The sequence below is a fragment of the Nocardia transvalensis genome (genome assembly GCF_015477765.1).
GTDB lineage: Bacteria > Actinomycetota > Actinomycetes > Mycobacteriales > Mycobacteriaceae > Nocardia > Nocardia transvalensis_A.
The window spans coordinates 255,856-281,645 of the sequence record NZ_JADLQQ010000006.1 but is presented as its reverse complement, the minus strand read 5'-3'; the positions used below and the strand labels follow the sequence as shown (position 1 = coordinate 281,645).

At 65.4% G+C, this 25,790-nt stretch carries 26 protein-coding genes, 1 tRNA gene and 2 pseudogenes; 16 read left to right on the top strand and 13 right to left on the bottom strand.

From position 1 onward, the window contains the following. Positions 1 to 270: 270 nt before the first annotated feature. The gene (locus IU452_RS19290; protein WP_195110482.1) at positions 271 to 705 is read right to left on the bottom strand and encodes an effector binding domain-containing protein; all 435 of its coding nucleotides are present in this window, start codon (positions 703 to 705) and stop codon (positions 271 to 273) included. Continuing rightward, a complete protein-coding gene (locus tag IU452_RS19285; protein ID WP_195110481.1) occupies positions 705 to 1,145 on the bottom strand; it encodes a GyrI-like domain-containing protein in 441 nt (146 codons plus the stop codon). The genes IU452_RS19290 and IU452_RS19285 overlap by 1 nt, the downstream gene beginning before the upstream one ends. Before the next feature lie 397 nt (positions 1,146 to 1,542). Here IU452_RS19285 and IU452_RS19280 point away from each other — a divergent pair, with 397 nt between their 5' ends. Beyond that, complete coding sequence (locus IU452_RS19280) at positions 1,543 to 2,229, top strand: uracil-DNA glycosylase (protein WP_228818372.1); 687 nt, start codon at positions 1,543 to 1,545, stop codon at positions 2,227 to 2,229. Between the two features lie 10 nt (positions 2,230 to 2,239). Here the strand turns inward: IU452_RS19280 and IU452_RS19275 are convergent, their stop codons facing one another. Beyond that, positions 2,240 to 3,964, bottom strand: a complete 1,725-nt coding sequence (locus tag IU452_RS19275) for an N-acyl-D-amino-acid deacylase family protein (RefSeq protein ID WP_195110479.1) — start codon at positions 3,962 to 3,964, stop codon at positions 2,240 to 2,242. A 160-nt stretch (positions 3,965 to 4,124) separates the two neighbouring features. On the opposite strand from IU452_RS19275, the gene IU452_RS19270 reads away from it, so the two are divergent. Beyond that, positions 4,125 to 4,197, top strand: a tRNA-Ala gene (locus IU452_RS19270). Between the two features lie 1,011 nt (positions 4,198 to 5,208). On the opposite strand, the gene IU452_RS19265 is transcribed toward IU452_RS19270, so the two are convergent. Beyond that, positions 5,209 to 5,589 (bottom strand): hypothetical protein, encoded by a 381-nt coding sequence (locus IU452_RS19265; protein WP_195110478.1) that lies wholly within the window; start codon positions 5,587 to 5,589, stop codon positions 5,209 to 5,211. Between the two features lie 1,143 nt (positions 5,590 to 6,732). On the opposite strand from IU452_RS19265, the gene IU452_RS39530 reads away from it, so the two are divergent. After that, on the top strand, positions 6,733 to 6,873 hold the full coding sequence (locus tag IU452_RS39530; protein WP_195110783.1) for a phytanoyl-CoA dioxygenase family protein: 141 nt from the start codon (positions 6,733 to 6,735) through the stop codon (positions 6,871 to 6,873). Positions 6,874 to 6,920: 47 nt separating this feature from the next. Here the strand turns inward: IU452_RS39530 and IU452_RS19255 are convergent, their stop codons facing one another. Both IU452_RS19255 and IU452_RS38225 read right to left on the bottom strand, forming a co-directional pair. Beyond that, positions 6,921 to 7,124 (bottom strand): cold-shock protein, encoded by a 204-nt coding sequence (locus IU452_RS19255; RefSeq protein ID WP_062512353.1) that lies wholly within the window; start codon positions 7,122 to 7,124, stop codon positions 6,921 to 6,923. A 167-nt stretch (positions 7,125 to 7,291) separates the two neighbouring features. Continuing rightward, positions 7,292 to 7,527, bottom strand: a pseudogene (locus IU452_RS38225) (MerR family transcriptional regulator). A gap of 204 nt (positions 7,528 to 7,731) precedes the next feature. Here IU452_RS38225 and IU452_RS19250 point away from each other — a divergent pair. After that, positions 7,732 to 8,058: a hypothetical protein gene (locus IU452_RS19250; RefSeq protein WP_195110477.1), complete on the top strand. Its 327-nt coding sequence runs from the start codon at positions 7,732 to 7,734 to the stop codon at positions 8,056 to 8,058. Between the two features lie 94 nt (positions 8,059 to 8,152). Beyond that, positions 8,153 to 8,410, top strand: a complete 258-nt coding sequence (locus IU452_RS19245) for a hypothetical protein (protein ID WP_195110476.1) — start codon at positions 8,153 to 8,155, stop codon at positions 8,408 to 8,410. Here the strand turns inward: IU452_RS19245 and IU452_RS19240 are convergent. After that, positions 8,400 to 9,026: a TetR/AcrR family transcriptional regulator gene (locus tag IU452_RS19240; protein ID WP_195110475.1), complete on the bottom strand. Its 627-nt coding sequence runs from the start codon at positions 9,024 to 9,026 to the stop codon at positions 8,400 to 8,402. The two genes, IU452_RS19245 and IU452_RS19240, sit on opposite strands and share 11 nt — an antisense overlap. Before the next feature lie 92 nt (positions 9,027 to 9,118). On the opposite strand from IU452_RS19240, the gene IU452_RS19235 reads away from it, so the two are divergent. From IU452_RS19235 to IU452_RS39525, 4 genes and pseudogenes are all read left to right on the top strand, one after another. Next, positions 9,119 to 10,516, top strand: coding sequence for an MFS transporter (locus tag IU452_RS19235; protein ID WP_195110474.1), 1,398 nt, complete (start codon positions 9,119 to 9,121; stop codon positions 10,514 to 10,516). Beyond that, positions 10,513 to 11,706 carry an FAD-dependent monooxygenase gene (locus IU452_RS19230; RefSeq protein WP_195110473.1) on the top strand — a complete coding sequence of 398 codons (1,194 nt, stop codon included), beginning with the start codon at positions 10,513 to 10,515 and terminating at the stop codon, positions 11,704 to 11,706. The genes IU452_RS19235 and IU452_RS19230 overlap by 4 nt, the downstream gene beginning before the upstream one ends. A gap of 800 nt (positions 11,707 to 12,506) precedes the next feature. Further along, positions 12,507 to 13,112: a dihydrofolate reductase family protein gene (locus tag IU452_RS19225; protein WP_195110472.1), complete on the top strand. Its 606-nt coding sequence runs from the start codon at positions 12,507 to 12,509 to the stop codon at positions 13,110 to 13,112. A 54-nt stretch (positions 13,113 to 13,166) separates the two neighbouring features. Next, positions 13,167 to 13,286 (top strand): annotated as a pseudogene (locus tag IU452_RS39525) (hypothetical protein); the annotation flags it as partial. Between the two features lie 153 nt (positions 13,287 to 13,439). Here IU452_RS39525 and IU452_RS19215 read toward each other — a convergent pair. Further along, complete coding sequence (locus IU452_RS19215) at positions 13,440 to 15,107, bottom strand: peroxidase family protein (protein ID WP_195110470.1); 1,668 nt, start codon at positions 15,105 to 15,107, stop codon at positions 13,440 to 13,442. A 187-nt stretch (positions 15,108 to 15,294) separates the two neighbouring features. Between IU452_RS19215 and IU452_RS19210 the strand changes: the two genes are divergently transcribed. The 3 genes from IU452_RS19210 (at position 15,295) to IU452_RS19200 (ending at position 17,620) form a co-directional block, all read left to right on the top strand. After that, positions 15,295 to 16,158: an NAD(P)H-binding protein gene (locus IU452_RS19210; protein ID WP_324192702.1), complete on the top strand. Its 864-nt coding sequence runs from the start codon at positions 15,295 to 15,297 to the stop codon at positions 16,156 to 16,158. Positions 16,159 to 16,249: 91 nt separating this feature from the next. Next, entirely contained in the window at positions 16,250 to 17,170 is a 921-nt protein-coding gene (locus IU452_RS19205) for an NADP-dependent oxidoreductase (protein ID WP_195110469.1), read from the top strand. An 18-nt stretch (positions 17,171 to 17,188) separates the two neighbouring features. Continuing rightward, a complete protein-coding gene (locus IU452_RS19200; RefSeq protein WP_228818245.1) occupies positions 17,189 to 17,620 on the top strand; it encodes a PPOX class F420-dependent oxidoreductase in 432 nt (143 codons plus the stop codon). A gap of 46 nt (positions 17,621 to 17,666) precedes the next feature. Here IU452_RS19200 and IU452_RS19195 read toward each other — a convergent pair whose 3' ends face one another. Continuing rightward, entirely contained in the window at positions 17,667 to 18,149 is a 483-nt protein-coding gene (locus IU452_RS19195; protein ID WP_195110467.1) for an SPW repeat protein, read from the bottom strand. A 584-nt stretch (positions 18,150 to 18,733) separates the two neighbouring features. Between IU452_RS19195 and IU452_RS19190 the strand changes: the two genes are divergently transcribed. Further along, positions 18,734 to 19,249: an HIT family protein gene (locus IU452_RS19190; RefSeq protein WP_195110466.1), complete on the top strand. Its 516-nt coding sequence runs from the start codon at positions 18,734 to 18,736 to the stop codon at positions 19,247 to 19,249. On the opposite strand, the gene IU452_RS19185 is transcribed toward IU452_RS19190, so the two are convergent. Both IU452_RS19185 and IU452_RS19180 read right to left on the bottom strand, forming a co-directional pair. Next, entirely contained in the window at positions 19,246 to 19,851 is a 606-nt protein-coding gene (locus tag IU452_RS19185; RefSeq protein WP_195110465.1) for a class I SAM-dependent methyltransferase, read from the bottom strand. The genes IU452_RS19190 and IU452_RS19185 overlap by 4 nt on opposite strands. Position 19,852: 1 nt before the next feature. Then, positions 19,853 to 20,617: a hypothetical protein gene (locus IU452_RS19180; protein ID WP_195110464.1), complete on the bottom strand. Its 765-nt coding sequence runs from the start codon at positions 20,615 to 20,617 to the stop codon at positions 19,853 to 19,855. A gap of 204 nt (positions 20,618 to 20,821) precedes the next feature. On the opposite strand from IU452_RS19180, the gene IU452_RS19175 reads away from it, so the two are divergent. Then, entirely contained in the window at positions 20,822 to 21,496 is a 675-nt protein-coding gene (locus tag IU452_RS19175) for an HIT family protein (RefSeq protein WP_195110463.1), read from the top strand. Then, positions 21,493 to 22,548 (top strand): thiamine-phosphate kinase, encoded by a 1,056-nt coding sequence (gene thiL / locus IU452_RS19170; RefSeq protein WP_195110462.1) that lies wholly within the window; start codon positions 21,493 to 21,495, stop codon positions 22,546 to 22,548. Before IU452_RS19175 ends, thiL begins: the two co-directional genes overlap by 4 nt. A gap of 33 nt (positions 22,549 to 22,581) precedes the next feature. Here the strand turns inward: thiL and IU452_RS19165 are convergent, their stop codons facing one another. Continuing rightward, on the bottom strand, positions 22,582 to 24,078 hold the full coding sequence (locus IU452_RS19165; RefSeq protein ID WP_324192701.1) for an alpha/beta fold hydrolase: 1,497 nt from the start codon (positions 24,076 to 24,078) through the stop codon (positions 22,582 to 22,584). Between the two features lie 83 nt (positions 24,079 to 24,161). Further along, entirely contained in the window at positions 24,162 to 25,007 is an 846-nt protein-coding gene (locus IU452_RS19160) for an SDR family NAD(P)-dependent oxidoreductase (protein WP_324192700.1), read from the bottom strand. Positions 25,008 to 25,115: 108 nt separating this feature from the next. Here IU452_RS19160 and IU452_RS19155 point away from each other — a divergent pair, with 108 nt between their 5' ends. Then, positions 25,116 to 25,718 carry a TetR/AcrR family transcriptional regulator gene (locus IU452_RS19155; protein ID WP_195110460.1) on the top strand — a complete coding sequence of 201 codons (603 nt, stop codon included), beginning with the start codon at positions 25,116 to 25,118 and terminating at the stop codon, positions 25,716 to 25,718. Positions 25,719 to 25,790: the final 72 nt, after the last annotated feature.

The window sequence follows — 25,790 nt, the reverse complement described above, 5'->3', positions numbered from 1 at the left end:
TCATACAGTTCCTACTCCGTTGCTGCGCGGCGCCGCGCGACTAACCGGACCACCCCTGGTACGGCCGGGCTGGGGCCGCTGTCGGGATGTGGTCACCTAGGGCAGTATCCGTCATTCAACCCAGATTGACCAGATGTCCGGCAAATCTCCCGAAACCTGGCCGGGCGGTCCGAAATTCTCCCAGGTCAGGCCCATGGTGGCGGCGAGCCGGGATAACAGGAAGACCGGTTGGTACTTGCTTGGTTATCCAATAGCTATCGGCGCAGCTATCTAGACGAGGATGGAGATGAGCAGTTCGACGCGGTCTGCGCCGCGCCAGATCTCGATCTCTTCACGGTAGGCGCGGGTGATCTCGGCGGAGGCCGTCGCATCGTCGACCTGGGCCCAGACGTCCTCTACCGGATCGTGATAGTCGCCATTGGGTTCGAAACGGGCATACACGCCCTTGGGCACCCGAATCAGGACGTCGCCGACGGGGACGGCGTCGACCGCCGGATAGTCGTAACTCACCAGCACGTTGTAGTTTCCGGCCGGATCGGGCACGTACACCGTGTACAGCGGGCGCTCGGGGCCGCCGCGATCGCGCAGCCGGTCGCGCAGGAATTCGATCAGCTCGCTGTTGCTGACCTTGAAGCTCGGGCGCACCCGCGGCACCACCAGGCCGCCGTAGATCGCCTCGTCGCGCACCACGATCGAGTAGGTCATCACAACTCGACCGCCAGGTAGAGGTCGATCTTGTAGGCGTGCGGGTAACACTCGTAATCGCCGGTGAAGGTGCGTTTGATCTGTTTGTGTTCCTCGGCGTAGGCGATCTGGGTCCACAGGTCGGTCATGATCTGCGGGAAGTTACCCACCGAGGAGAAGCGGGCATAGGTGCCCTTCGGCAGCCGGGCCACGATATGACCGCGGGTCACCTCGTCGAAGGACTTGCACTCGTAGCCGACGATCTGGGTGTTGTAGGTGTTCAGCTCCGGCGAGTGGTCGGTATACGCCGAGGCCAGCGGGCCGCCGAGCTCCTGGTGCAGCACCGCGGCCCACGCCGCCTCCAGATCGTGATCACGCAGTTCTCCGAGCGCACGTTTCGGGCTTCGCACCGGCAAACCGGCCACCCACGTCTCGTCCCGCTCGACGATCTCAAACTGCATGGAAAACTCTCTCGATTGCCTCGCGCCCTACCGGCCTGCAGGAAGGTCATGCTATCAACCCGGTGAGTGAGAAATCGGTGACACGTCCACTCTGTCAGGGGCTACTATGACCGGCCTCACTGCGGCCGGAGCGCGGGCCGCGCGCGCCGCGGGCCCGGCTGCTCAGCGGGCACGCCGGCCAACGGGCGAGCCCAGCGCAGACATCGATGCAAACGAGGAGCTATCGATGCACGGAGTGCATCGATCACTCGTTTGATGCCGCCCGAACCGGGCAGACTCGGAACCGGACGCCCCGGATGAACAGAACGGAGTTCCGATGACCGCCTACGAATCGAGCGCCCGCCCGGCCGCACCGGCGGGCGAATCGAGGCCGGGCGGATACCGCACGCTCGCCGAGATGGATGCGACCCTGATCGACTGCCGTGCCTGTCCCCGCCTGGTCGCCTGGCGCGAGCAGGTGGCGCGGGACAAGCGTGCCGCCTATCGCGGCGAGACGTACTGGGGGCGGCCGGTGCCCGGGTACGGACCGGACGATGCCCGGCTGCTGCTGGTCGGGTTGGCTCCGGCCGCCCACGGCGGCAACCGGACCGGGCGCATGTTCACCGGCGATCGCAGCGGTGACGTGCTGTATGCGGCGATGTACCAGGTCGGCCTGGCCAACCAGCCCACTGCCGTCGCCCGCGACGACGGCTTGCGGCTGCTCGGCGCCCGGGTGACCGCGCCCGTGCACTGTGCGCCGCCGGACAACAAACCCACTCCCGGCGAGCGCGACATCTGCCGCCACTGGCTCGCCGCCGAACTCCGCCTGCTCGCACCGACCGTGCGGGCGATCGTCACGCTCGGCGCCTTCGGCTGGCAGTCGCTGTTCCCGGCGTTGACGCAGGCTGGATGGGCGGTGCCCAAACCGCGCCCGAAGTTCGGGCACGGGGTGCAGTATTCGATCGAACCCGCGCAGCCGGATCGCGCGCCGCTGCAGCTGTTCGGCTGCTACCACGTGAGCCAGCAGAACACCTTCACCGGGCGGTTGACCCCGGCGATGATCGAAGACGTGCTCGCCCGAGCGAAATCGGCCGCGGGGCTCTAGTCGGCCGCAATCACCCCGCCGCCCGCAGGAACCGTCCCGCGTGCAGCGTGGTGCCGAAACCTTCTGCGAATTGACCCTTTTCGTACACCAGCGTGCCGTTGACGACAGTCGCGGCCACCGCACCGTCGTTGCGATTGACCATCCGGCTCACGCCCGTCCCGGGCATGGGTGCCTCGTGATACTGCGCACTGGAGCCGTCGAATCCGGCCGGATCGATGACGGCGATGTCGGCGCGGGCACCCGGCGCTATCCGCCCGGTATCGAGGCCGTACCAGTGTGCGAGCTCACCGGTCAGCCGGTTCACCGCCCGCTCGACGGGCATGAACCCGTCCCGGTGCACGCGTTCCAGGAACCGAATTCCCATGTTGTAGAAGGCCATATTGCGCAGGTGCGCACCGGAGTCGGCGAAACCGATCTGCACCTGCGGCGAGCGCGCCAACCGGTTCAGCTCGTCGTCCCTGTCGTTGGCGATCGTGGTGCGCCAGCGCAGCTTCGACCCGTGCTCAACCACCAGATCCAGCAGCGCATCGGGCGCCAGAATGCCGCGCTCGTCGGCGATCTGCCCGAACGAGCGGCCCACCACCGAGGCGTCGGGGCAGGCCACGATCTCGGCGTCGTAGAGGTCGCGGTGCCAGACCCGCGAGCCGAACTTCTTGGCCATATCCTTGCGGAACGCGCGGCGGAAGTCGGGATCGTTCAGAAATTCGTGGCGGCGCAGCAGATCTCGGATATTCAGAGCGGCCACACCGGACCCGAACTCCTCGAACACCACCAGATCGACACCGTCGGCGTACACCTCGAACGGCACCGGCAGATGCTGCCACCGGAAGTCGGCGCCGATGAATCGATTCGCCAGCGCCGCAACGGTTGTCGCCAGCCGCACCACCGTGCGGTCGGCCTTGATGTCGGCGGCGGAGATCAGTGTCGTCTTGAGCGGTTTGCCGTGCCCGCGGGTGGCGCTCTGCAGGAAGAAGTGGGCCATCTCGGCCCGGCTCGTCAGGTTGGGAGTGCTCTGGTGGACCCGATTATGCTGCCGCAGCACATCATTGAGCGCCCGATACTCCGCCCACGGGGCGTAGGTGGACGGCAGTTGCCGCCCCGGATAGCGCTTGCCCTCCAGCTTGGAGAAGGAGCTGCGGATCGTGGACAGCCCGACGAACCCGGCATCGAGGGCATCGGTGAGCATCTGCACCATCTGGCGCAGCTCGCCCCGGGTCGCGCGGGCCCGCCGATCCGAGGCGCGCGCCAGCCCCATCGCCGCCACCCGGATATCGGAATGTCCGAGAAAGGCAGCGACATTCACCCCGAGCGGCTTCGAGTCCAGCGCCGCCACATAGCTTTTCGGATCACGCCAGTCCCGATGCTCCTTCACCGCGGCATGCACGACATCCCACGGCAGCGCCTCCACCCGCGCGAACATATCCGCGCAGTCCTCCGCCTCGGCATAGATCGTCGACAGCGAACAGTTGCCCATCACCACCGAGGTGACCCCGTGCCGCGCCGACTCCCCGAGCCCCGGCGCGAACAACACCTCGGCGTCGTAATGGGTGTGCACATCGATCAGCCCCGGCATCACCCACTTCCCCGCAGCATCGATCGTGCGCTCCCCCTCGGGCAACTCGATCCCGATCGCGGCCACCTTCCCGCCCGCAATACCCACATCGGCGCGAACCGGCGCCACCCCCGTCCCGTCGTAAACCAACCCCCCACGCACCACGATGTCGTATCCGCCCATCGGGACCTCCAGACCGCAGTTCAGCTTCGATACACCACTGTATCCGCCTCCCTGCCACCCGACCACCCCCCAACCACCCCACCCCCTTTGACCAGCCGATTCGGCGTCTCAATCCCCAACCTGCTAAAGTTCCACACCGTGGTTCGGCAACGACCCACACGGGGCTATGGCGCAGTTGGTAGCGCGTCTCGTTCGCATCGAGAAGGTCAGGGGTTCGATTCCCCTTAGCTCCACCTTGGAGGGCTTACTAGAACACGGCGCTAAGTCAACGCCGTGTAGTAGGACACCGACGCCACCGCTTCGTTCTGAAGGGGTGGCGTTTTCCTTTTCCACGGCTCCAGCACTTGCATCGGTAGCGGCGAAGGGCCGGGGGGTTCGCCTCGCCTGGTGGATGGTGTGGAGACGTTGGAATGGCTCGCGAAGCTCGTGGCCGATGACCTGCTCGTCCTCGACGTAGAGGGTGTGAAAGATCGCCTGGTTGAGCGTCCGGCGCTGTTGGTCGTTACAACGGCTATACAGCTCCTGGGGGTTCTCGAGCAGCTCGAGTGCCACTTCGATGAGCCGGGCACTGCCGGAGAGGCTCTCGGTCGTAGTGGCCAACCGCGCCGTCAGACGTTGGCGGTCGCGGAAGTAGGTGTACTCGGCGCCTCTGGAGTTGACGGTGTGCTGGACGGTCATTCGCTTGGTGATGCCTGCCCGTCGGCATCGCCCGCAGGATAGGGATCCCTTGAGGTGATGGTGGTGGACCCGTCGCCGCTCGCCAGCGGTGGTGCGTAATTCGATGATGTCCTGGACTCGATCGAACAGGTCGTCGTCGATCAGCGGCTCGTGGCGGCCCTTGATCTCCTCGCCGTCGTAGGTGACGTACCCGAGGTAGTCCGTCACGGCCGCCCGCGTTTCGGTCGATCTCAATGAGATCTGGCCTGGCTCGCCATGCCTGGCACTCATAGCGGCTGTGCACCTGCGATGAAGACGCCGAACAGTCAGGGCAGATGGCCGGATCCCCGCTGGTGCTTGTGGAGATCCGCGCCGCCGGACCGGCCCCAAAGTGGGCCAGAGCCTGAACCTTGACCCATCCGGGCCGGTTCAGCACCGACCCCCCCGGCACCGAACGACCGCTCATGCCGATGAGCGGAAGTTGGACAAGCTCTGTCGACCCTTTAGGTGGCGGCGGAACTGCTGATCCGAAGAGGAGGTGCACCCGGCTGGGCGGTGGCGGTCTTGTAGTAGCGGATCGGATAGGTTCAGAACGATGAGCCGGTGCCGCCGAAAGGCCACGGTGGAATCGGGCCGTTGTCGATCACCACATTGTCGTACCTGATCCCAAAGATCGGATTGGGGTGGCTGCACGAGCCGTTGCTGTCACTCGAACAGGGCTCGCTGTGACTACCGCATCCACCGTTCACGCTCGTCGTCCTGCGCGCCGGAAGATAGGCCCGAGTGACGCGCTCCGCTCCGAAACCGCAGTTGACGATCACGTCTACACGATAGGTGTCGTCGGTTTCGTTGCGGCACCAGAAGTCGGTGCACGAAACCCAGGGTGCCAGCACGGCCGTTGTCGTTGCGGCGGCCTGGGGAGCGGTAACACCGAGGGCAATGGTGAACAGGGGACTGGTGATGCCCAACAGGGCTGTCGATCGGCGATGCATATCAACCTTTCATGCTTCGCATTCGAATTCGCGATCGAATCTACCCTCCCCGCCCGGGTCTGCGAAGGATCGGGTCGACCATGCATTGACCCCAGTTACTTTGGCTTGCAATGGATTTCAATTCGTGGCTCTTGGCGTAACGAGCTCGCGTTTCGGTATGGCGGACCACACCTGAACTGCGAAATGTGGAAGAAGGACTTTCACCGTGCCGGTGCAGCGCGGGTGAGGTTTCGGTGACAGAGAGAAGGATCGACATGTGGACTGAGACTCTTGCAGACGGGCCGTTTTACCTCGACGGAAACGGGATTCTGAAGGATCTCACGCTTGGAGAAGCCGAACATCGAGTCACGACCTGGGAGTACGACGTGCTCTCGGTGCGGTGCGACGGCTCGGGCGAGCCACAGACGATTACCATCCGCAGCCACTCTCACGGCAGGCCGGAAACCTATACAACGACCCGAGGAGCGGGCACCTGAGGACGAGTAGAGCACGGGTCAGGTCCACCGGCTCGTGCCCTGCCAGGCGCTGATATCCCCTGAGTAAGCAGATGCTCCGAACGTCCGGTGATGCCGTGGGGCGGGCGTTCGGCCAACCATGATCAACAGTCGGCAGGACCGCCCGGGTGAACATCCGATAGTGCCGAGAAGCGTGCGGCGGCGTGAACGCGCGCTTCTGCCGAAGTGCGGGGCACTCGAGCCCTAGATGCCCAATGTCTTCGTCAGTGCCATGCGTGGCGCGCGTCGCATATCGCGCGTTCGGCGGACGAGATCGGTTGTGGCTCAGGATATTCCCATGACGCCGATGTTAGGGTGAGGACATCATTCCACCTGGCCTGATTCAGGCACAAAACCAGTTGCGCCCAGGTATCGAACCGCGAGTAAATGAGCTGGCGCACCTTCCTGTTCACTCAACTACTGATCTCCGATGACGAGGTGTCCCGGTACCTGGCCGCACCGATGGAGCTGCTCAGCACTGGCCAGCTGGAGCACTGGAGCGATGAGGACGGCGCCATCTTCGAGTACGCGCCCGATGCCTGGACCAAGCACCCGACGCTGCGGAACCTGGCGCTGCACCCGCGCATCTGCGCCATCGCCGAGCGCGTGCCCACAGCTCGCGTGACTGCCACGAGTCACGATTCCGCTGCGGGCCGGCGGCTGCACCTTCCACCACGTCCGCACCATCCCCATGGCCGGAGCCAACGAAACCGATACGCCGCGGGTGTCCAGCTCGGCCTGCTACGTCAACCGTGACGGCAGCTGAAAGCGCGAAACCCGCGCCATGGGCGCGGGTTTCGGTGTGGTCAGCTCTCAGATAGCGCGGACGCCCTGGGCCTGCGGGCCCTTCTGGCCCTGGCCGATCTCGAACTCGACGCGCTGGCCCTCGTCGAGGGACTTGTAGCCGGAGCTGGAAATCTCGGAGTAGTGGACGAACACGTCAGGGCCGCCACCGTCTTGCGCGATGAATCCGAAGCCCTTTTCGCCGTTGAACCACTTCACGGTACCTTGCGACATATTTCTTTTATGACCTTCTGTAGCGAGCCGGGCGATCACTTCAACAACCCGTGCTCACCTGAAAGCATGCCACGTTTCGGACCGCAGCCCCGAAACCGTGTCGCAGCACACACCTGGGCCGCGCGGTCGAATGCGGTAGCCCCGCACCTCCAGCGACCGGTGTCGTGTCAGTCCTGCTGCCGGAGTTCGGCGTTGGCTTCGAGGGCTTCGGACAGTTGGTCTTCGAGAACGATGATGCGGCAGGCTGCCTCGAGAGGTGTGCCGTGGTCGACCAGTTCGCGGGCGCGGGCGGCCAGGCGTAGCTGGCGCCGGGAGTAGCGGCGGTGCCCGCCGGGTGAGCGTTGCGGGTGATCAGTTGCGCCTCATCGAGGCTGCGCAGCAACTCCGGGGTGGTGCCCAGCATGTCCGCGCGGGGGCGAGCGTTGATCAGGCGTCCAGATCGGTTGGCTGACATGCCGAATCAACACACGAAAATGCCGAATATGGTTCGATTCGAGAGCAATCCTCGGTCGTGTATTTACGGAAGGAGCGGGTGGACCTTCTCCGCGGCGAGGCGAACGAGTCCTGCGGGGTCGGGTTCGTCGGGGGTGGGCTCGAGAATGACGGTGTGGTCACCAGCCTGCACGAATCGTGCGACGGCATCGGCAATTGCTTGCGGCTCTCCTACGGCGCTGAGGCCGTCGATGGTGTCATGACCTCTCCTGCGGAGCTCGGCAGTGACGCGGTCGGTCGCACCGGGACCAGTGGCGGCTACCAGTTGCACGGTGCAGGAGAAGGCGCCGGTTCGCTCGAACATTGCCCGGCCCTGCTGCCTTCCACGGTGGCGCAGGCGATCATGACCGAGACCGGAGCGGAGATGATCACACAGCAGACGGACCGCACCGCCGCTCAGAAGCGCACCGCCGTATGCCGCCACCTGGTGCACTGCCGATAGCCCTCTTCGCCGATCTTCACGGTGACGATGGTGCGGGCCATGGTCCGGATGAACGGATACTGGGTGCACAGGGTGGCCAGCATCCACAGGCCCAGTGCGCCGAAGATCCAGCTGTCGCGCACCATGGGATGCCCGCTGGGACAACGACTCCCGCTTCCGCCGCCGACTACGACTGCTGACCGCGGTCTGGGGCACGGTCTTCGTGCTGGACGGTCTGGTCCGCGTCATACTCGCCTACACCCTGCCGATCGACTCGATACCACTGGTCAGCACCATGCAATGGCTGGTCGTCCTCGGCGCTTTGATCGCCTTCCGCAACTTCTACATCAGCAAGCACGGCATCAAGGCCTGATTCGGTAGGCCCGGAGAAAGGTCCGCACGCCCGCGACGACAAGCGGCCGGACGCGGGCGTCTTCCACGGCATTCGCGGAACCGAGCCGATCCATCGCGACGCCGAAGGTGAGCGCGATGAACTGGTCGGCCGCGAGCCGGGCGTCGGGGACGTCGAGCAGCCCGGCCGCACCGAAGGCGGCGAACCGCTCGGCAAGCGCCTCGTCGGGGGTGTCGGCCATCGGGTTTTCGCGTTGGGCGCCGGCTTCCGCCCGGACGAGTCGCTGCAGCGTTGCATACTCTGCCGAACCGAGCATGTCGGTCGCGATGCGCATCGCGAACGTGACCAGCGCGTCCTCGAGATCGGCGTCCTCGGTGAGGTCGGTGAGGGTGTCGTCGAGGGTGCGCCGGATCGTGCTGATCAGCGACTGACCGACGGCATCGACGACCGCTTGCAGCAATGTCTGCTTGTCGCCGAAGTAGTCGTAGACCGTCCGCTTGGACACCTCGGCCCGGGCGGCGACCGCGTCGACGCTGGAACGGTCGAAGCCTTCGGTGAGGAACAGTTCCCGGGCCGCCGCGAGAATGGCGGTCCGCTTCGGGGTGGACCCCGCACGCAGCGTCTTCGTGGTCGGCATGCGCACATCCTATCCGGACTACACTGCACGGTGTAGTGTAGCCACCGGCACATGGGTGCGTGTCGCGCCCGGCCATGACGGGAAGGACGTTCATGACCGCAATCGCGGCTCCCCCGGTCCGCATCGGCAAGGCTGCTGTCGGCGCCCTCGGCCTGCTGGCAGTCGCCACCGGCGCCTTGGAGTCGGTGGTGACGCCGACGCTGCCACTCCTGCAACGGGAGCTGGATATGAGTCCGGCCGAAGGGGCGTTGCTCAGCGTCGTCCTGCTCATCACCGGCGCACTGATCACACCGGTCGCAGGTAAGTTCGGCGATCGCTATGGCGGAAAACGAGTCCTGGTCCGGCTGATGGCGGTGGTCTCGGCCGGTGGCCTGGTATCCGCCATGGCACCGAACCCGCCGGTGCTGCTGGCCGGTCAGGTTCTGCAAGGTGCGATGGTGGGCGCGTTGCCCTTGTCGTTCATTCTGGTGCGCGAACACCTTCCGGCGGGCGAGTCGAAGGTGGCCATCGGGGTCGTCAGCGGGTTGTTCGTCGGTGGCGGGATGGTGGGCACGCTATCGGCCGGGCCGGTGGCGGAAGCGCTGTCCCGACACTGGATGTTCGCGCTGCCGACGATCGCGATCATCGGGGCCACCATGCTGGTGAACAGGCTGATGCCGGATGATTCGCCACGCCGGTCGGACAACGCCGGATTCGACTGGCCTGGTCTGGCTCTGTTGAGCGGGACGCTGGTCACGCTGATGCTGGTGCTCGCGCTGGCAACCGATATCGTCGCGCAGCCACTCGTGCTCGGCGGTCTGCTCGTGCTGCTGGCCGCCTTCGCGACCGGTTGGATAGCCGTCGAGCGTCGTGCGGCCGCGCCGATGATCGATCTGCGCATGCTGGCACGGCCTGCAATCTGGCAGTCATGCCTGCTGACGTTCATGATTTGCATCGGTACCTCGGCGGCGGTCTATCTCATCCCGCAGCTGTTCGACATATCCGGGAGCGGGTACGGCTTCGGGGTCAGTGCCACCGCGATCGGCTTCTTCCTGTTGCCCGGTGCCGTCGCCGCGTCGCTGGCAGGGCCGATCGGTGGCATCGGGGCACGGCGTTTCGGCTCACGGGCCGTGGTCACCGCCGGGATCGTCATCATGGCCGTCGCTCTGCTCGCCGTGGCAGCTGTGCACACCGAGATCTGGCATCTCGTCGTCGGCAAGATGCTGATCGCGCTTGCCAACGGCCTGTGCGTCACCGCGCTGGTGACCAGTACCGCTACCTGCGTCAATCCAGGCGACACCGGCATCGCCACCAGCCTGGTCCTGGTGACTCGCGTGATCGGCTTCGCGGTCGGGGTGCAAGTCTGCGGTGCCATCCTCACCGCCGGGACCCCGGCCGGATCGGATGTCCCGGCCGAATCGGCCTTCGTCATCGGCTTCGTCATCGCCGGCGTCGTCACGGCGCTGTCCTTGTTCGTCGCCCGCACCATGAGCAAAGGAGTCGACGCATGACCCGCACCGATCGCAAGGTCCTGATATCCGGGGCCAGCGTCGCGGGGCCTGCCCTCGCGTTCTGGCTGAACCGCTACGGATTCGAGGTGACGGTCGTGGAGAAGGCGGGCACCCTTCGTAGCGGTGGTTACCCGATCGACGTGCGCGGCACCGCACTCGAGGTCGTCCGGCGGATGGGAATCCTGCCGCGACTGCGGGATTCGCATATCGACCTGCGTCGACTGACCTTCCTCGACGAGGACGGCGACGAGGTGGCCTCGGTCGAACCGCACGCCCTCACCGGCGGCGTCCCGGGGCAGGATCTGGAGGTGCGGCGCGGGGATCTGACCGACGCTCTCTATGCCGCGGTCCGTGATGATGTGGAATTCGTGTTCAACGACTCCATCGACTCCCTCGGCCAGTCCGGCAACGGCGTCGACGTCGCCTTCCGCGGGGGCAGCACGCGTTCGTTCGACTTGGTGTTCGGTGCGGACGGTCTGCATTCACGCACGCGCGAGTTCCTGTTCGGTCCCGAAGAGCAGTTCCACCGATACCTCGGCTATTGCTTCGCCGGTTTCACCGTGCCCAACACCTTCGGACTCTCCGACGAGGTGATGATGTGGAACACCCCGGGTAGAGCCGCTGCGCTTTACGCCGTAGCAGGCAACGACGACGTGCACGTCCTCCTGAACTTCGCCCACCCGGAACCGCCGTTCGACGCGTTCCGGAACCCGCAAGCCCAACGGGACCTGGTCGCCGCGGTCTTCGCCGACGCGGGGTGGGAGGTCCCGGGCCTGGTCGCCGCCATGCGTGCCGCGGATGATCTGTTCTTCGACGTGGTCAGCCAGATCCGGATGCCCCGCTGGTCAAGAGGACGGGTCGCGCTGGTCGGCGACGCCGCGTACGCACCCTCATTCCTCACCGGACAGGGCTCCAGCCTCGCGCTCGTCGGTGCGTACATGCTCGCCGATTCGCTGGCCGACCGGGATCACGCCGCAGGCTTCGCCGCGTACGAACACGACACCCGTGAGTTCGTGACGGTGAATCAGGACCAAGTCGGCGAGGGCGATGCCACGCTATTCCCAACTACCGCAAAGGCTTTGACGCAACGCAACGACATGCTCCGCACACTCAGCACCATGCCTAACGCGGCGGGTCGACCGGCCCACGCGGCCCTGACGCTGCCGGAACTCTTACCGCTCACGAGCTAGGGCTTGTTTTCATCAGTCAGGACATCGGAGCGCTGATTGATGGCGGCGATACGGGTCGTGGCCGGGTAGCCGAAGGTGAGTTACTCGTATCTGGTTGCGGCAGTGCGGTTTTGCTCAGGTTGGCCGCGTTGCGGTCTTGGTAAATCGGAGAGTCGAAACGGCAGATAGGGCCGCATCCACAGACCTTCGATACCTTTCACGGGGTGTTTTGGGCGGCTGGGCCCTGTGAATGGTGTGGAAGGTCTGTGGGACTGTGTGATCGGGGTGCGGCGGTTCTCGGGGCGGTGTTCGTCGGGGGTGTAGCTGTCCAGGGCTTCCGCTCTGGTGCCTGTCCAGTGCGGTGGCCTCACCCGAATCGGCACCCGAACCCGGTAAACAAGCTCGACGAACCGATCCAGGTAGCTCCCATCAATTCGCACACCATCACAACAGCGGTTCGTGACAAAACCGCGTTCGGGGCAGGCTTACGCAACGCGCGGTAATGCCGCTGGCCGCGCGTTGGCAATTCGTTCAGATTGGTTGGCTGGCAAGGCTTTCCAACGCACGGAAATGCCGATTACAGGCTCGCATCAATGTGGTTCGGCGGCGGCCGGGAGTTGAGCGGGCGGAGCCTGGCGGATCGGCACGGCCACCGTCTCGACGTCTCTTCGACCAGCAGCGCTTGCCACGCTGCCTCCCACTTCTCGGACGAGACGATCGGCTGCAGCGTCATGGGTTTCGTCGTTGCCTCAGCGCGCGGCCGATGAGTTTGTGGCTCCCGGCCGGTCAAAGCTCGTGACACCCTAGGAAAGGACACCGCCATGTCGGAGCTTCTGGTCGACTTCATCACCACCCTCGACGGCTACGCATCGGGAGAAGGATGGCCCGGGTTCTGGGGCCTCGAGGGCCCGGAGTACCTCGCATGGCTCGGCGAGCAGCCCGAGGCCACCCACCTGATGGGAGCGAACACCTATCGCCTGATGTCAGGATTCGCTGCCGGCGAGGTCCCGGACGGCCAAGACGAGTTCAGGCCCGAAGAAGAGGCGTCGGTCGACGGGCTCACGCGAGCGGCCAAGGTGGTGTTCTCCTCCTCCCTCGAGGAGCCACTGACGTGGGCCAACTCCACGCTCGTCCGCGACGACGCCGTCGAGGCGGTCCGCGCCATGAAGTCGAGCGGCTCGGGGCTGCTCACCACGATCGGCAGCCTGAGCCTGTGCCGGTCCCTGCTACGAGCCGGACTCGTCGACCGATTCCGGGTCGTGATGTTCCCGGTGATCACCGGTGCCACGGGCGCAGAACGCATCTACGACGGCTATCCCGACGTTGCCCTCGAGATGATCGAGCACCGCACCTTCGACGGCCGCATCCTGCTGGTCGAGTACAAGCCCCGCGTGCTCGAGCACCCGCCGCTCGGCGCCCCTGCGTGACGTCGCCCGTCCGCCGGTCTGGACCGCCGCCAGGCCCTGGCATCCGGCTCGGCTTTGCACAACCACGACATTCGTCTGAACTTTCAGCGCGTCGCCAACCATCAACCGAGCCCGTGGCCCGACCCCGTCGCACCGCGGCGAATCCGCCTCGACTTCAGCGTCGACAACCTCGAACGAACCGAACGGCACCTCCTCGACCTCGGTGCCGAACTCGCTACCGACCAACCTGGCGGCCAATGCTTCCGCCTGCGGAGTAACCATCACCAACGGCCCGGTCCTCAAACTCGGAGCCCTCGGCGAGATGGTCTCGCACTACTGAGGACGACGTCAGTCGCCGAGGGGGTTGAGGAGGTCGGCTTTGCCCTCGAAGGCGAACAGGAGTAGGTCGGTCATGCGGAAGGTGGTGAGGTCCGGGCCGAAGGTGGGGTGCCATGAGGGGGTGCGGAGGATCGAGGTGTGGCTGCCCTCGATGGCGCGGTGGAAGACCTCGGCGACGATGCGGCCGCCGACGGGGCCGAGTAGGCCGTTGGTGAATTCCGCTTCGCGCAGGATGTAGAACCACAGCGGGGTGTCGGTGGTGACGGCGGATTTCTGTTCGTCGGTGAGTGCGTCGAGGTTCGCGCCTTGGTTGCCTTCCAGGATCTGTTCGCAGGTCAGTGGTTCGACGCCGAAGAACTTCGCCATCTGCTGGCCGCTGGCCAGGCGGACCATGTGGGCCCTGGTCAGGTTGCGGAAGGCGAGGTTGCGCTGGATGTCGGTGATCGCGGTGTCGCGGCCGCCGAAAGCGCCCGCCGGTAGCTGGGCGAGCGGGTTCACCAGCAGAGTGTCGATCCGCTTCGTCACATTGCCGCCGCCTGTCGCGGCCGGAGGCGCCAGATCGGGACGGCCCGCCTCGGTGAAGTCGTAGAGCCTGCGGAAGTCCGCGATCCAGTTGGTCGGCAGGGTCTCCACGGTCCCCGAATTGGGTTCGTCCAGATCCGGAATCTGGGAACCTGCTTGGAAATTGCCGCTGACGCCGGTGAAGGTGAACAACAGCAGCAGGCTGGCGATCGGGCCCGGGCCGGTGCCGTTGAACACTCGATTCCATTGGTACGCACCGCGGACCATGCTGTGGCCGAGACGGTAGGCGGCGACGGAGAACTCGATCGGCACGGTCGGCCGCCTGCCATGCGGCATACATCCCCACCCCGGCGCCTCGAAGAACCGGCGGCCGTGCCGGAACACGTCGTCGACGATCTCCGGGTCGACGATGCGCGGCAGGAAGTCGGTGGCCACCATCCATTGGTAGTGCCGGACGACCTGCTCGCGAGCCGCCGTGAACAGCCGCCGCCCGCTGAAGCCCTGCAGGGCGAGTTCCGCGACCACCCTGTTGTGGAATCGGATGAACGCCAAGTGGGTCTGGGCGACCGCAAGGTTCTCGTCGTTGCGGATATCCGGGATGAGCGGTTGCCGCCGATCCGCGGCCGTGCCGCCGGTGCCACCCCGCCGCGGCAGGTCGAAACCCTCCATCTCGACGTTCACCCGGTCGTCGGGGAAGTCGGTCGGGGAGGTCTTGCCGACCCTGAGCGTCACTCCGTCCTCGGCATAGAAGACCCGGTCGTTCGGGTCCGTCGGCCCCCTGCCGTACAGCGAGTCCAGGTCGAGCGCGGGCGACCGGCCCTGCACCAGCTCGTCGACGGTGACGTCCTCGCCGAGCTGCGCCTCGGTCCGGTCCATGGTCAGGTCGTGATCGACGAACTGTCCGAGGTAGGTGAATCCGGCCGGAATCGGCGGCCCCGCAGAGTCCAACTGAGGCACGTCGGCCGTGATCGCGGCGGCCAATGCGGCCCTCGTCGCCTCGTCGGTCTGCACACCGACCGGCCCGAGCCGCGAGAACCGGAACCGCCGCAGCTCCTCGATCGTCGAAGGCTGCCGCGCCGAGGGTTTACCCTCCCGGTCGAATTCGAGAACCCCCTCACCGACTACATAAAAGCTGTCGATACCGTGGCGCTTCATGTGAACCTCCGGTGTGGTTCGTACTGCTGATTCCGGAAGTTCGGGGGGTAAAACCGGGAACTTCTAGCCTTTGCAGAGATATTACTCTCGGATTACCAGATGTTAGCCCAGATTGCCGATCGTGACCGTCTCGTTGCAATGAACTTCGCTTGACCTCGAGTCGAGTCGAGGTCCTAGCGTGGCGGCCGTGATCACCATCGAGGCTCCCGCGGCAACCGTTCTGGTGACCGGTGCCACCGGCAACATCGGCCGAGAACTGCTGACCGAACTGGTCGCTCACGGCGGCAATATCCGCATCCGAGCGGCGACCCGCGACCCGGCTGCCGCCGCACTGCCGGACGGAGTCGAACCGGTCCGAGCCGACCTGCAACACGCGCAGTCACTGAAGTCCGCGCTCGCGGACGCGACCACGCTGTTCCTGGTGTCGCGGGTCGGCGCCGATGCCGAAATCTTGTCGCTGGCGCGGCAGGCAGGCGTCGAACACGTGGTGCTGGTGTCGTCGATTACCGTGCAAACCCATCCCCATCTGGGACCGGCGCTAGACAACGCCGCAGTAGAGCGACTGCTCGAGGACTCCGGCATGGCCTGGACCATCCTGCGCCCGACCCAGTTCGCGTCCAACACACTCTGGTGGGCCGACGAGATCAGGGAGCACCGCGCTGTCCGGATCCCCTTCGCCGACGTCGGTCTTCCCACCGTTCATCCCGCCGATATCGCCCGCGTTGCCCGCGCGGCACTGACCGAGCCCGGGCACCGGGGCCAGACGTACGCCCTGACCGGCCCGGCGTCGATCACCCCTCGCCAACAGGTCGAAACGATCGCCGCGGCTGTCGGCCACGAGGTTTCGGTCACCGAGATCAGCCGTGCGCAGGCGCGCGAACAGCTGACCCCTATCGCCGGGCCGCACACAGTGGAGGCACTCCTCGATGTCATGGGCGGCGACGTCAATGATGAGTTGCTGACAGTGCGCGACACCGTCGCCCGCATCACCGGTTCCCCCGCCCGCACCTATCGGGAATGGGTCCTGCAGAACGTGTCCGAATTCCGGTGAACCAGCTCGACGGAACGACGGAGGCCCACGGAATATCCTGGAGGACGGACCGGCTTGAACGAGGCAGGAACCGACGAGGAGGCCTGATCCGATGCGTGCCGTCACCTATGACGCCTATGCCAACGACAATTCCACGCTGAAGGTGGGGGAGGTGCCGGATCCGCGGCTCGGGCCCGGTGAGGTGCTGGTGCGGGTGCGCGCGGCGGGGGTGAATCCGGTCGACTGGAAGGTCATGGCCGGGTATCTCGACGAGATGCTGCTGGCCGTATTTCCGGTGATTCCGGGCTGGGACGTTGCCGGTGAGGTGGTGGCGCTGGGGCCGGACACCCCCGAATTCGCCGTCGGCGACGAGGTGATGGCCTACGCGCGCAAGGATGTCGTGCACGCGGGCACCTTCGCCGAGCTGGTGGCGGTCCCGGCGACCGATGCCGCGCGCAAGCCCGCCGCCCTGGACTGGGCGCAGGCCGGTGGTCTGCCCCTCGCCGGGATGACCGCGCTGCGCACCCTCGATCGACTGCAGGTCGGGCCCGGCGACACGCTGCTGGTGCACGGCGCGGCCGGAGGTGTGGGCAGCGCGGCGGTTCAGATCGCCCGCGCCCGCGGGGCCCGCGTGATCGGCACCGCCTCCGAGCGCAATCACGACTTCCTCCGTGCACTGGGCGCGGAACCGGTGACCTACGGCGACGGCGTCGAACGGCGGATCCGCGAACTCGCGCCGGAGGGCGTCACGACCGCGGCCGATTTCGTCGGCGGTCAGTTGGACACCACGCTGGCGGCGCTGGCCGAAGGCGGGCGGCATGCCTCCGTTGCCGACCCCGGCGTGGAACAGCATGGCGGCCATCTGATCTGGGTCCGTCCCGACGGCGGCAAGCTCACCGAACTGGCCGACCTGGTCGAGCGCGGCGAACTCACGGTCGAGGTGGCCCGCACCTTCACCCTCGACGAGGCAGCCGAGGCCTTCGACACCAGCCGCACCGGACACACCCGCGGCAAACTGGTCATCGTGCCGTAGCTGAGTACCGTCATGGCCATGAAGGCCATGACGGAGCAGCAGTGGCGGGCTTTCGTCTCCGAAGGCACGCGCACCGGAAAGCTGGCCACCGTGCGACCGGACGGACGTCCGCACGTGGCACCCCTGTGGTTCCTGCTCGACGGCGACGATCTCGTGTTCACCACCGGAATCACGTCGGTCAAGGGCCGCAATCTCACCCACTCGGGGCGGGCGGCCATGCTCGTGCACGACGACCGCGATCCCTTCGAGTTCGTCATGATCGAGGGCCCGGTCTCCATCAGCGAGGATCGGGACGAAACGGTGCGCTGGGCGATAGCTCTGGCCGAACGATATGTGGGCCCGGAGCGGGCCGAGCAGGTCGGGACGAACAATGCCACGACCAACAACGAGTTCCGGGTGCGGCTGGCGATCGAGACGGTGACCGCCGTCGCGGGTGCCGACGAAATATGATGAGCCGCAGCCCGATCGGCTGCGGCTCTCGGTGAGACGGGCGCCTCTAGCTGCTCGTGGCGCCGGCCGTGCGGCGGTTGCGCGTGGCGTACGCGGCCAGCATGCCCGCGGCGACCAGGCCGAGGGCGGTGATGACGCCGCCGGTCCACAAGTTGTTCCACAACACGGCCGAGGTGTCCGGCCCGATCACCCACGGCGTGATCAGCTGCCACACCCCGATGACGACGACCGCCCAACTCAATCGGTGAAACCGCGCGGGCGCGGAGGCCAGCGCGAGCCCGATGACGGCCACCGCGAGGCCGACGACCAGATTGACGATCGTCAGCCGCGACAGCGCGCCGCCGACCTCGGCGACCGGGAACGGGGTCACCACCCACGGCGAGACCGCCAGGTAGAGACCGGCCAACAGCAGCAGCCCGTCGACCGCCACCGCTTGCGGCCCCGCCACGACTCGATCGTGCCGGGCCCGGATCTCGGCGGCATCGGGATGATCGGTGAAGTCGACCGCATGACGCGAAGCCTCGGTCACCAACAATCACCTTCTTCCTCTTCGACACACTCTCCTCACCCTGGCGACCCAGGGCACTGATCGGCTACCCGCGCTCACATGAGCTACGCGGTGGAAACCCTCACAGTTCCGTTGGCGCATACCGAACGAATCGGACATCCTGCTCGGAACGCACTGCTGCAGTGCGTAAATGACATACAAGACCACTGCTGTGCGACGATGTGCTTGTCGAACAACACAAGATCCGCCGCAGGAATCCAGCTCTCCAGAACCTTCCGACCCCCAGCCTGCTCAACTCACAACGCTCGAGAAAAGCAGCCTTTACCGCAAACCGTGTGACGAACCCATACCGGACGCAGGCACATTCCAGCACACAGCCACGACTTACCGATAGCGACACTCCCGTCAAGGGCGACGACGAGACAGGTTCGCGCGTGGCGTGGTTGAATCCCCACGTACGAAGTGTAGTCGCGCACAAGCTTCTCCGGACATGCCGAAACGACCGCGTACTTCGGCGGGGATCCGGCATGGGAACAGGGGTTTGCGCGTACGACGCCCGCTACGCTTTGCCCTTCGCCAAAATTCCGACGGGTAGGACGCCAACCATGCCGAGAAGCGACCACGCAGTTACTGTTGAGCCGATTGTGTCACAACAGCTGCTGCTGCCGCTCGACTACCCGAATGAACCCGTACAGTCGGCTTCTTACCCGCGCGACGGTAGACTGAGCCGTGATCCTGCCTGTCTCTTCTGCCGTCATGCCGATCCGACGGTGAACACCGTGGTCCGACGCCGCGGCACGATGTATGCGCGGTGGGACAATTTTCCGGCCAGTCGAGGCCACATCGAGATTGTTCCGTTTCGGCATATTTTGTCATTTTTCGACATGACTGACCGGGAAACGCGGGATCTGCATATCCTGGCGCAATCGATGCGGGATACCCTCGACGCCATGTACCGACCCGACGGATTTACCATAGGCGTCAACGACGGATCGGCAGCCGGTCGCACCGTGCCGCATCTACATTTACATATCATTCCCCGGTGGCATGGCGATGTTCCGGATCCACGAGGTGGAATCCGGCGCGTGTTCGCCGAATGCGACCCGGATTCTTGGAGTTAATACACCATCGGCTTGACCGCAAATGCCAGAAGCCAGTCATTCCGGGACGGGCCGGTTATCAGAATACGTTCGAATCCCGACGAGGAAAGCCATTGGTACATTTCCTGTTTGTTCGTATAAGTGAAGTAGCGGCCGTCATCCCGCCGCTCACTTCCGTGCCCTTGTTTCATACTCAAGCCTATCGGCGCGCCGGGCTGCAATATCTCAAGGCATCGCGTCACCACAGCCGGAATTTCGTCTCGTAGCATATGCAGCAGGCTGCCGCACGCCCATATCCCACCGATCGTATTGTCGGCGAATGGCAGGGCAAGCAGATCGGCATTGACGCCGAAAATAGGTAGTGTCGGGCCTGCGGCGGTGAGACACCGCCGCAGCAGCGAGCGGCTCGCGTCGACCGCGATTACAGGATGGCCGGATGCTGCGATGAACCGGGCATCTCTTCCAGCACCGGAGCCTAGATCGACAACCAGCGCGTCGCTTGCCAGATATCCTACGAACGCCAGCAAATCCCGTTCGAGGCCATGGAAGGGTTCGAAGGAATCAGTTCGCTCGATGTAATACTCGGCGTACGTCTCGTACCACGAGAGGGTGTCGCGATCCATATCACATCTCGTCGAAACCATGCGCCTGCATCCGAGATGCCAGCTCGTTCAGTAGTTCCGGGACTGCGGACGACGCGAGGGCAGCGTAGTCGCTCTTGGCATCGAGACTCAAGCAGCCGCGGAAGTTGTGGTTACAGTCTCGGATGGGAGAGGCAAAGACCGCGCCCCGATGCCGGACCTGCAGAAACTCGTCCCACGTCAACCCCATGACGGCGGTATCACCCTCAGCCGCCCGCACAGCTTCGAATACCGCCTTAGTCTTCGCCCGGGAAGCCAGCGATTCCACATCGAAGTCGGCCTCCGCGTTGCGGTCCCAGCACATGCCCACCACACCTTGGCCGCGCCTTGGCTCGAATTTGCGGAGCACGATGTTGCCGCCCAACCGATAGATCGCGACGCGGTGGAGTCTCTTCCCTCCAACGAACCACCACGGCCGCTTCACCTGCCAGGCATGCAATCCGAGATCTTCGAACTGAAATCCGTCGATCACACGGTCCGCCTCTCGGATCATCCTGCCGAACTGAATGAATATCTCGCGCTCGAGCTGCGTGCGCCGATCGACTAGGCTTTGCTGCGCCCGCGCGGCGAACGGACCCAGGGTGAAGACCGCCACGACGATCAACAGAGCAGGTACAACAACCGGTACCCGATCCGCGATATCCGCCCATAGCCGCTGGTCCGGGAAGTTCTGGTTCTTCGCCGCCAGCAACGCCAGCGCTGCGGTCGCGATACCCTTGTCCCACGCGGCCGCGGCCCTCGACCTCATCTTCGATACCTGCCAACTCCGGTAGTGCTCAACAATCTTCGTGCATCATGCGGGCGCGAATGCTACCCCGAGGGGTGACCGGCGTCACGTTACGACCGGCCCGTTTTCCGACCAACTCCGGCATCTCACTCAACTCTCTCCGAACCCTATATCGCACAAGACTTTTCGCGCTTGATGCCGGCACGCCGGTGTTAGACTCAGCAAGTGGGGACGACCGGATTGTGCGACAGGTCGGATCTTTGTGCAGAGTTCTCGGGGACAACGGACACGGAGTTCACCCGCACCTACTTCCCGATGGTCCGGCGATGTCTTGCCGAGACCGCCGACAGCGTTGCGGTCGTAGATCTATCGCCGCTGGTCGTGGGCCATGTGCTGGTTTGCCCTCGCGCACACTACTTCAGTGCCGCCCAGGCGATCGCAGACATCACGTGCGACTTCGGGAGGTTTCTGGAGAGATTTCTCAGAGTGTATGCCCATATTTTCGGGGGATTTACCCTTCTCGAGCACGGGTCGACGGCGGCTATGCGGACCGCTTGCATCAGCCATGCGCACGTCCACGTCTTACCGCTGGCCCTGGAACCAATAATCGGGCGTATGTCCTATGACGGACTATCGCTCACTCTACTGGACAGTTGGCAGGGAGTTATCGATTTGTGCCTCGATCGGTCGCCGTACTATCTTGCCGCAGACGGGGATCGATTTTTCGTTGCCCGGCCCCCGCAACGGCTGATCAGCCAGTATCTCAGGGTGGTAGCCGGGGCGGCCGCGGCAATTCCGCCCGAGGAATGCGACTGGGCGGTTGTCATAAGACATGAGATTTTCCAACGGACGATACAGCGCTGGGCGGTTGGCGCCGCCACCGAAGGAGTGATGCTGTGACCGCACATACACTGACCACCGACCCCCCGCTGGACGAACCCGCCAAGATCGCGGAAATTATCGTACCGGCGATGGGGAAAGAGGTGTCGAACACGGCTCTGGGCAATGGAGCCACCGCCGAGCTACTACTGGGCGCAGCCGCGCAAGACGACTGCGCTGCGTTCCGCCTCAACGGTGATCAAGTCCTGGTCGCTGGAACCGACTATGTCCGCGGCCCCAAGTTCAGCCTTTACGAGAAGGGGTTTCTCACAAATTACGACATCGGTTGGTACCTTGCGGGCGCGAATATCAGTGACGTGGCAGCGATGGGGGCCATACCTCTCGGTCTTCTGTCGGTCGTACGCTACCCCAAGCACCTTCCCGACAGTGATTTCGCCGAATTGATAGAGGGGATTCGCGACGGCGCCCGTGCGGCCGGAGCGCTGAATGTCGGCGGCGACATCGGCAGCGCCGAACGAATCATTCTTTCCGCCAGCGCCTTCGGCGTCGTCGAACCGGCGAACATGCTCACCCGTAGCGGTGCCCGGCCGGGTCAGGCGGTCTGTACGACAGGACCGACCGGGCTCGCCGGCAGTGCAATGAAACTTGCCAACGACGGGGAAGACATTGTTCGCGACGGGTACTCGACGCTGCTGGCAAAGTGGCAGCGGGTGACGCCGCGGGTGGATCACGGGCGTGTTTTCGCATGCGACCCCGGGGTGACTGCTTGTATCGACACCTCCGATGGACTCAAGGGCGCTATCGAGACCCTGGCCCATGCCAGCGGAGTCTCCGTTGTCGTCGACGAAGCGTTACTGCCCGTTCACGACTCGGTACGACTCGCCGCTGCACACTTGAGCTGCGACGTGCTCGACCTCGTTTTCGGTGATTCGGTCGACTTCGAATTGGTGGCGACGGTCGACCCCGACGCAGTGGATGCACTGTCTGCGAAGTGTGCTCAGTCCGGCCTCGACCTCCACGTCATTGGCTGGATCGCCCCGGGGTCTGGCTCGGTCCTTCGACAAGGCGCGGATACAAGGGATATTCCGGGGGCGTCCTGGCGCCATACGTGAATCACCCGCCACTGAACCGATATGGCCATCACGTCATCCCACACCCGGATCCGGATCGCAGGCGGTGTCTGCGGGCGGGCGGACCCCGGCGCTGAAATAGGTGTTGATCGTGAAGCGGATGCAGGTGCTCAGGGCCGGTCGGAAGGTCATGTGGATGCGGACGTTTCGGAGGGTGACCAGCCGGGAGTTGGGGAGGACGGCGTGCAGTTGGACGCCGTGGGCGTACGGGGTGCGGGGGTCGCCGGCCGATTGCAGGATGAGTGCGGGGACCGCATTGCGCACGACGGTCGGTGGTTCCACGGGGCGCGGCCAGTAGGCGCACGGCTGGATGTTGTTGGCCAGGGCACCGAAGACCGGCTGGGTGATGCGGGTGGCTTCGATATTGCGCTGATACCAGGCCGGGTCGGTGGGCGCGCCGACGTCGGAGCAGGCGATTTCGGCCAGGGCCGAATTCTCACCGGTCCGCAGGGCCTCGAGGATCATGCGCAGCCGAGGGGCCCGCGCGGGTGCGGGTGGGTGGCCCGCGGCGTCGGCTATCTCGCGCACGGTTTCGGCCAGAGCCACGTTCGTGCGGTAGCTGGTCACCAGGTTGTGCAGGATGAACGGCAGCCAATGATCGTCGATCGGGAAGTCGTCGATGATGATCGGCTGCCGTCCGGCGGCCCGGATCAGATTCTCGACCGTGGCTCGAACCTGATCCGCACTCGCCCCGAAGTGGTAGGTGTCGTCGCGTTGCGCGGCCCACCTCGTCCAGTCGTCCAGTGCGATCTCACCGGCCGGTCCCCAATCCTGAACCAGCCCTGCCCAATACCGGTCCGGATCGATGGCGCTGTCGAACACCATCCGATCGCTGCGGGACGGGAACATCTGGGTGTAGACCGCGCCCAGATAGGTCCCGTAGGAGACTCCGTAGTAATTGAGTGTCGGTTCGCCCAGCGCCGCCCGCACGACATCCATATCGCGCGCGGTGTTGCGGGTGGTGAATTGGCGGCGGGCGTCGGAATCGTGGGCCAGACAGGTCTGCGCCATGCCCGCCGATTCGACGCTGTCGTGCCGGAAACCGTTGTCGGACAGTCCCGCCGAGCGGATCATCTCGCCGACCGACCAGCCGCAGCGCGGGGCCGCCGTCGACCGGCCCACACCCCTCGGATCCATCCCGATCAGGTCGTAGCGCGCCACCACATCCGGGGTGAGCACGTCCCCGAGCAGATCCACGGTGTCCAGGCCCTCCGCCCCGGGACCGCCCGGATTGGCCACCAGCACCCCGCGCCGCAACTCCGAATTGCCCGCCCTGATCCGGGAGATCGCGACGGTGATGGTGCGGTCGTGCGGTTTCGTGTAATCCAGCGGAACCCGCACGTCCGCGCACTCGGCACCGGCGGCGTCGAGAGTGGCCATCGCACACGGCTTCCAGGCGAGGCGCTGGTGGTAGAAGCGCCCCAATCCCCCGGGATCGGGGTCGGATCCGCCCGCCGCCAGCAGTGCCGAACCCACTGCCACCGCCACTACCAGCCGAAACAGCCTCGCCACCACTACCGTCCGCCTCAAACTCCTACCCAGCCCCGCCGTGCACGGTATCGGACGGGCGGGTCCTCGTCGACCGGACGGCCCGCTCAGCTGGGCCAGGCGAATTCCGGATCCGTGGCGTAGTCCGACCGCCGCTGATCGAGCGCCATCGCGACCATCTCGCGGGCGCCGGGCCCGATGATCCTGCGCAGCGGCGGATTCGGCATCTCGACCAACGCCAGCAATTCGGCCGCTGCGACCTCCGGGGCAGCCTCCTGCCATTCGGATTCGCCCTCGGCCGCGGGCGGCGGGGCCGTCGGGTCCGGATACTCCGGCATCCCCAGAATCCCCGAGCGCAGCTCGGTATAGGCCGGATTCGCCTCGGCGAACTTCATGCTCGACCCCGCCCAGTCGGTGGCGAATCCGCCCATCTGCGCCAGGGTCACCGAAATCCCGAAGGGCCGCAGTTCATCCGCGAGCGAGGCACTGAAACCCTCGAGCGCCCACTTACTGGCGTTGTACAGGCTGAACAGCGGCAGCGAACCCACCGCCCCGACCGTCGAGATCTGCACGATATGGCCCGAGCCCTGTTTGCGCAGATGAGGTATCGCGGCCTGCGAAACCCACAGGGCACCATAGAAGTTGGTGTCCATCTGGTCCCGGATCTGCCGTTCGTCGAGTTCCTCCAGCGCGCCGACCAGGCCGTAGCCGGCGTTGTTGACGATCACGTCGATCGAACCGGCCAGCTCGAACGCGCGGTCCACCGTGGCAACGACGCGGTCGCGCTCGCGCACGTCCAAGGGCAGCACGGTGAGCCGCTCCTGGGCGAGGTCGGCCATCGTGTGTGGCTCGCGGGCGGTCGCGACGACCCGGTCACCGTGCGTCAGCGCGGCGACGGTGAAGGCGCGGCCCAGGCCGCGGTTGGCGCCGGTGATGAACCAGGTTCTGGTCACGGTCACTCCTCTCGTAACGAGACGTTTCGTCTCGCCGTGAAGCATGACAGGGGTCACGACATATGTCAAGACGGTCCGTCTCGTCTCGCTTCTTGCTAGGCTGCCGTCATGCCTGCCAAGCCGAGTGCCGCACGTCGCAGCGAACGGTCGCGATCGGCCATCCTCACCGCCACCGCCGAACTGATCAGCGCCGTGCCCTACGCGAAACTGAGCATCGAGGCCATCGCGGCTCGCGCGGGTGTCGGCAAGCAGACGATCTACCGCTGGTGGCCGTCGAAGGGTGCGGTCGTCCTGGATGCGATGCTCGAAAGTTATTCCAGCCCAGAGGGTTTGACCATCCCGGACAACGGCGATATCCGCGCGGATCTCGGCCTGCTGCTGCGCGGCGCCGTCACCGAACTCACCAATCCCACCCTGGAGGGCTTCCTGCGCGCGATGTACATCGAGATCCAGCAGGACCCCGAGGTCGGCCGCTACTACCGCGAACAGCTCCTGCTCCCCCAGCGGGCCGCGATCGCCGAGCGCCTGAACTCGGCGGTCGCCGCCGGTCAACTCCGCCCCGATCTCGACATCGAACTCGCCCTGGACCTGCTACTCGGACCCATCCAGTACCGCTGGTCCCTGGGCTTGGACGGCCTCACCCCCGCCTACGCCGATGGCGTCCTGGATGCCGCCCTCGCCTATCTCGAACCGCCTCGAGATACCCACTGACCGGGAAATCGCAGCTGAACCCGTGTGACGGAAATTGCATAGCCTGAAAAATTGCAGATCGTGTAGTTTTTC

Coding starts and splice junctions, on each gene's coding strand:
- IU452_RS19290 (WP_195110482.1), bottom strand. CDS start 705: ATGACCTACTCGATCGTGGTGCGCGACGAGGCGATCTACGGCGGCCTG.
- IU452_RS19285 (WP_195110481.1), bottom strand. CDS start 1,145: ATGCAGTTTGAGATCGTCGAGCGGGACGAGACGTGGGTGGCCGGTTTG.
- IU452_RS19280 (WP_228818372.1), top strand. CDS start 1,543: ATGGATGCGACCCTGATCGACTGCCGTGCCTGTCCCCGCCTGGTCGCC.
- IU452_RS19275 (WP_195110479.1), bottom strand. CDS start 3,964: ATGGGCGGATACGACATCGTGGTGCGTGGGGGGTTGGTTTACGACGGG.
- IU452_RS19255 (WP_062512353.1), bottom strand. CDS start 7,124: ATGTCGCAAGGTACCGTGAAGTGGTTCAACGGCGAAAAGGGCTTCGGA.
- IU452_RS19240 (WP_195110475.1), bottom strand. CDS start 9,026: ATGCCGACCACGAAGACGCTGCGTGCGGGGTCCACCCCGAAGCGGACC.
- IU452_RS19235 (WP_195110474.1), top strand. CDS start 9,119: ATGACCGCAATCGCGGCTCCCCCGGTCCGCATCGGCAAGGCTGCTGTC.
- IU452_RS19230 (WP_195110473.1), top strand. CDS start 10,513: ATGACCCGCACCGATCGCAAGGTCCTGATATCCGGGGCCAGCGTCGCG.
- IU452_RS19225 (WP_195110472.1), top strand. CDS start 12,507: ATGTCGGAGCTTCTGGTCGACTTCATCACCACCCTCGACGGCTACGCA.
- IU452_RS19215 (WP_195110470.1), bottom strand. CDS start 15,107: ATGAAGCGCCACGGTATCGACAGCTTTTATGTAGTCGGTGAGGGGGTT.
- IU452_RS19205 (WP_195110469.1), top strand. CDS start 16,250: ATGCGTGCCGTCACCTATGACGCCTATGCCAACGACAATTCCACGCTG.
- IU452_RS19200 (WP_228818245.1), top strand. CDS start 17,189: ATGAAGGCCATGACGGAGCAGCAGTGGCGGGCTTTCGTCTCCGAAGGC.
- IU452_RS19190 (WP_195110466.1), top strand. CDS start 18,734: ATGCCGAGAAGCGACCACGCAGTTACTGTTGAGCCGATTGTGTCACAA.
- IU452_RS19185 (WP_195110465.1), bottom strand. CDS start 19,851: ATGGATCGCGACACCCTCTCGTGGTACGAGACGTACGCCGAGTATTAC.
- IU452_RS19180 (WP_195110464.1), bottom strand. CDS start 20,617: ATGAGGTCGAGGGCCGCGGCCGCGTGGGACAAGGGTATCGCGACCGCA.
- IU452_RS19155 (WP_195110460.1), top strand. CDS start 25,116: ATGCCTGCCAAGCCGAGTGCCGCACGTCGCAGCGAACGGTCGCGATCG.